The 5381-nt window shown below is 50.8% G+C and carries 2 protein-coding genes and 1 pseudogene; 2 read left to right on the top strand and 1 reads right to left on the bottom strand.

Annotated features, from left to right (window positions below; genetic code table 11):
* Nucleotides 1–81 precede the first annotated feature (81 nt).
* Nucleotides 82–972, bottom strand: coding sequence for a LysR family transcriptional regulator (locus GTF44_RS21675; protein WP_171563457.1), 891 nt, complete (start codon nucleotides 970–972; stop codon nucleotides 82–84).
* 1065 nt (nucleotides 973–2037) lie between these two features.
* Here GTF44_RS21675 and GTF44_RS21670 point away from each other — a divergent pair.
* Nucleotides 2038–3825, top strand: coding sequence for an autotransporter domain-containing protein (locus tag GTF44_RS21670; RefSeq protein WP_171563455.1), 1788 nt, complete (start codon nucleotides 2038–2040; stop codon nucleotides 3823–3825).
* Nucleotides 3826–4699: 874 nt separating this feature from the next.
* A pseudogene (locus GTF44_RS21665) lies at nucleotides 4700–5019 on the top strand (transposase); the annotation flags it as partial.
* Nucleotides 5020–5381: the final 362 nt, after the last annotated feature.

Here is a 5381-nt window from a genome sequence, read left to right as displayed (position 1 = left end):
AAAAATTGAATCAGCGACTTACCTCCCGATCAAGCTCGAGTTTTTCAACGAAATACGCCATGACTAGTTGCTTGAGAACAATCATATGCAGTGCTCCTCCACTGGCATGTGTCTGGCCAGTTCTCGAGTGAACCCCCGAATTTCGGATCGTGCTGGTTGGTGGAGATATCGAAGTGCTACCACATGACGTTCAAAATCTGCATCCGCAATAGCCAGCGAAGCGAACTCCTTGCTTTTTGGAATCGCTGTATCGGGTAAGACTAAGAAACCCCTTCCCGATCGCACCAGCTCTAGCAGCCCATCAATTCGGTTGGACCGATGGGTTAACTTCATTGTATCTCGACAATGTGCGTAGAAGCTAAACAAGCCTTCACGCATCTCGCGATCAACCCTGGCCGACGTTTCGTCACCCACCAGCACACCCAAGTTTACGGCTTCCCTTTGACTAAGCGGGTGTGTGGCCGAAACGACAATACGATAAACTTCGCTGTACAGGGGCACCGACTGATAGAGTTCAGATGCGGCATCGGCACTTGTTATAGCAATATCAAAACGACCTTCCCGAAGGCCATTTAACACTATGCTTTGCCTCTCGACGACGATCTCAAAATCAGCCTCTGGTGCACGACATTGATACCGCGCTATTGCATTCGATATTCTGAGCAACCCGATACCCTCAACAACTCCGACACTGATGGGAACACCATCGAGACGAATGTGACGCTTGGCATGCAACATCGCCTTTTGAGTTTGTTGCATAATCTCCTTTAGATATGGGAGAACAACCAGGCCCAACGGTGTTAAACTACATCCGGCACGATCACGCATAAACAATTTGCCACCCAGTCTATCCTCTAACTTCTTAATTGCAGTCGTAAGTGAAGGCTGAGAGACATTCATTGCTCGTGCAGCGTGAGTAAAATTTCGATACTCAAAAACTGCCAAAAAATATCGAATTTGGTGCATTTCCATGTATCCGATACTCTCTTGTCGGAATTTCTGGTGATCGATTCCAACAAGAGATAGTCACTTTATCGATAGTTATTGTCTATATTACAATAGCTTATTTATATTTGCTTTCGAGACCAAATATTTTTTACATACAATATGGGGCTTGAGGCATTGTGTATGAGGTGCGCATAAGCCCCCCGGCCACGTTAAGTGATTATGGCATCTCCAACTCTTAATCTAATACGACAGAGTATGTTTGGAAATACGCACATCCAATAATGCAGAAAAATGTGGATACGAGCATTAGATTGGTTAGCTATTTCCCTAAATTAGGAACTGACCGAATCCTTGCCATACCGGAATTGTGGATTAGAAATTATGAAGATAGCACATGCGGTAAACACCCCCCAAGCCCATAACCGTCCACGAAACCGGGGGAACTCCAAAACTAGGGCTCAGGTCACAGCAAGCACGAGCGGCGCACTCTCCGGCATCAGTTGACTAAGAAGCGAGAACCAGTTTGCCGCAGCGTCCTGGGCTAACTACGAATTGGTTTTTTGAACCCACTCCCTGACTGGAGCGCAGTAAGACTCCGTTGCCGATCGAAGAGGCGGCGCAGCGCCCTGTGATGTAATGCATCGTTTTATACCATCGGGTTGTCGGTTGAGGAGGGCATGGCGGACCGGAAGATCAATCATGGAACGCCAAACTCAACTGCCATTCGGGCATTGCGCTCGGCTTAGAGCAGGAGCGCATTATCGGCCAGAAGTACACGCCCAGACCCAAACATACTTGGCCAATAATAGTTCGACTCGAACTGGCCGAAAACCCCGCGATTTCGCATAGGTCAAACAGCCTCAGCATAGCAGGCGCCTATTGATATATAGCACCTTAGTATTTCTCGATACAACAACATGGTCCTAATTTTTGAACTTAATGCATAGGGTGGGTATTTCGCTCCGTTCGCTCGCCGTCTCCGAGGGAGAGGTATCAGTCAAAGCTTCGAGGCAAAGAGAGCGCAGTTTCTGAACTATCGTCTTCTTGAAATGCAGATCTGCCCGGTGCTTCTTGTGGAGAATCTCTAAATTGCTTGCGAAGCCCAACAGGAAAGCCTGCTCGAGTTCGCGACTGGAAATCGCCAATATCCGTGGCAAATTTGGGCTTCTTCATGTGACGCAAGCCGCTCAACAAATACTCATTCGTATCCGCCTTGCCGCTCAGACTGCAGCGATTGCGCCAGCCTGCGCTATTCTGACTCACGGACTGGGACTGCTCCCGGCCCACGCTGATGTGGTGATAAACGAGGTAGATTTCGAAGTCAGAGGGGGTAATCCAGATGATGTTGCCACCTTCAATACTCTAAATAAATTCAATAGCTTAACTGATCCCAATAGTCCTGACCCCGATACAAACGGCAAATCCATTGGCACACTGAGTGTCGACTGCAGTATCACCCTTAACGCAGGCTCGGTTTATGCGGTTGAGGTCAAAGCAGCTGGCGAGGCAGATCGTCTGGTTATTGATGGTGGCGCAACAATTGACCCAATGGCTAAGGTCAACGCCTCGCCTGAAAATAGCACAGATACAGGCTTCCAATATGCGCCGTCTACTGCCTACACCATCCTGAATGCCACAGACGGCATCACAGGAAGCTTTGGTCGTGTAACCGACAGCTTTGCGTTTCTAGATTCTTCCCTGGATTATGATTATGGGACGCCCAACCAGGTCATCCTGACGCTGGATCGCAACCAGACCAACCTTGAGAGCGTCGTCGTCATGGGAAACCAGAGAAACGTCGCGATCGCTGTCAGCAACTTGAACGCGGATGATGACGTTCTTGATGCGATCCTTACGCTCAGCGCGGACGAAGCCCGCAGTGCATTTGATGATCTTTCCGTTGAGGTCCACTCGTCGATTAACGGGGCGCCGACGCAAAACAGCGGTATTGGTCGCACTGTCGTCAACAACCGTCTTCGCAGCGCTTTTGATAGTGTCGCTGCAAACGAAGAACAGGCGATCGCCCTAGACGGGTCCAGTCGAAGCCCCATGGGCTGGTTCGAGAGTTATAGGCAGTGGAGCTCCATCAGCGAGACCGACAATACGGCTATAATAGAGAGCCAGACTGCCGGCTTTGTGGCCGGTGGTGGTCTCGAAACCAACACCCTCCGTGGCTGGCGGATGGGTCTGTTTGCTGGCTATGGCAACAGCAGTGTAGCCCTCAATGGCCTTGGCTATTCCGGCGATGCCAATAGCTTCGCTCTGGGCGGATATGTCGGCTATCAGATTAATGATTTAGGCTTTCGGTTCGGGGCAAGCAATGCCTGGAACAACGTTACCACCGACCGGAGCGTAACTGTCGGCGGTTTTTCCGATGGCCTGCTGAGTACGGAGGATTATGCAGCCAGTGCATTCCAGGCCTTTGGTGAGGTCAGCTATACACAGACAACCTGGTTCGCGCGAATTGAGCCTTTCAGCGGCTTGGCGTTTATCAATCAGCGCACACAGGATTTTGTCGAAGAAGACGGTACCGCAGTTCTGCGTGCCAACAACTCTCCACAGACTGTCGGCGCCTTCTCCCTGGGTACCCGGTTCGAGCGGCAGCTCGAGAGCTTCGGCGATAGGAGTGTCTTCCTTGATGGGAGCCTCAGGTGGCGTCGGGCGCTCGGTGATTTGGCTCCGGTCAAGACCATGCGTCTTTTACAGGACAATGCCTTTAGCACAACCGGAGCTGCCATCGAACAGGATGCGGTTTTGCTTAATCTGGACCTGAGACATGAGGTTGGTGGCGTCTTCTTCGGTGTGAGCTACTACAGTAAATTCGCGGACCTCGCGCAGAACCAGGGTTTCGGCCTGAGTGCGTCGTTCAATTTCTAGTATATATTGACCACGGAGTGCCTCAACAATGCACGCTATTGTAAGACATTTTGCTGCTTCTCTTGATAATGAATCATACACACCCGCCAGGACAAGACCGTCGAAATCCACAAAGCCCACGAAGATGAAGCCGCGCAAGGCGGTAGCGCCTGACAGATATTCATTAACCATTGAACGGATGAATAGAGTTTTATAAGGTATCGTCAATTGGTCTAATGGTCCGAGAGCCGGCCAGCCCGATGCGTGTCAGAGAATCGTACAATAGATACCATTGAATACGCAGCTACCAAGGCGCAGGCCCTTACCAATGAAAGCGAACTGGCTGGTGATTTGCACGAGGACGTTTCGGCGGGATTTGATCATCTTCCTACGTTTTACGCAGAAGAACAAACACCAGAAAAACAGATATCAGCCAGGTGCCTACAGTCCCCGCGGTGGTCACTCCGCTAGTCAATTCCGGCTGCATTTGGTGCTTTATGAATACTCGATATTGCTCAGATGATTATCGATACTCACTCATATCATTTGGAACGCTGGATTTGAATGACCCGATAGCATCCAAACGACTTTGGCAGTCCGTAATCATGATGGCTGTTAGAGACCTGTGCAATTCCAACCCCCTAATGGAGAAAAACCGCAAAGGCGCCGAACGCTGGATTGGAACTTTTCCTTCAGCTGATTTTCGTGAAGTTTGTCTACTGGCGGGGTTGGACGCACGGAAAGCACACAATGTACTAAGAGGTCTTTGTCAGCAGCCGCCTAAGTGCCGATCTAAACGGTTTAGAATAATGATGCCATCTCGTTTCAACAAGGACGCAGAGTGATGCCTCCAAATGAAGTGGTCCCCCGCTATGTATAAAAACGGAGGATAGAGATGGCGAACAAGCGACCGACGCCAGAACAGATTGTCACGAAGTTACGGCAGGTTGAGGCTCTGATGGGACGAGGCATGCCTTGTCCTGATGCGATCCGGCAGATTGATGCGATTGAACAAACCTTCCACCGCTGGGAGAAGAAGTACGACGGAACGGGCCCAGACCGATTGAAGGAACTGAAGCGTCTTCAGAAAGAGAACGAGCGGTTAGACAGAGCGGCGTCAAACCTGACTTTGGACAGGTTGATCTTGGCTGAGGCAGCAAAGGGAGACTCCTGAGCCCCGCTCGTCGTCTTGCTTGTATCGACTGTCTTCGCCGAACTCGGTGTGTCGGGGAGGGTTTTCGGCAACGCCGATCTGTGCAGCGTAAGCTACCGGCTGTGCGCCCTTCGGATCGTTCTTCTCCCAGCTGTTGTTCAATGCCGCCTAGGTACGGGTCAAAGCGACTGAAGACACAATAAGCAGGCCGCCCAGCTCCCTGGGATACCGTCCACGTGCACCAGAAAGCATCGCTCCGATGGATCAGAGGTCAACGATGCACTAACATCAAACCGAACCGCCCGATTGGGACAGGCCACCAGAGCTGGATTTCACCCTGAGGCTCAAAACCTGTGACTGAGCGCAAATCCAATGTAGGGATTGGGGTCACCGCCTTGCGCGCGATATCCTGCGCTAAACAGCA

It is taken from the genome of Roseobacter sp. HKCCD6576-2 (genome assembly GCF_013179285.1).
Lineage (GTDB): Bacteria > Pseudomonadota > Alphaproteobacteria > Rhodobacterales > Rhodobacteraceae > Rhodophyticola > Rhodophyticola oceani.
Note: the sequence above shows the minus strand (reverse complement) of the source record. Positions and strands in the feature narration are given on the sequence as shown.

Excerpts from the sequence above, each read along its gene's own strand:
- GTF44_RS21675 (WP_171563457.1), bottom strand. The coding sequence starts at position 972 with ATGGAAATGCACCAAATTCGATATTTTTTGGCAGTTTTTGAGTATCGA.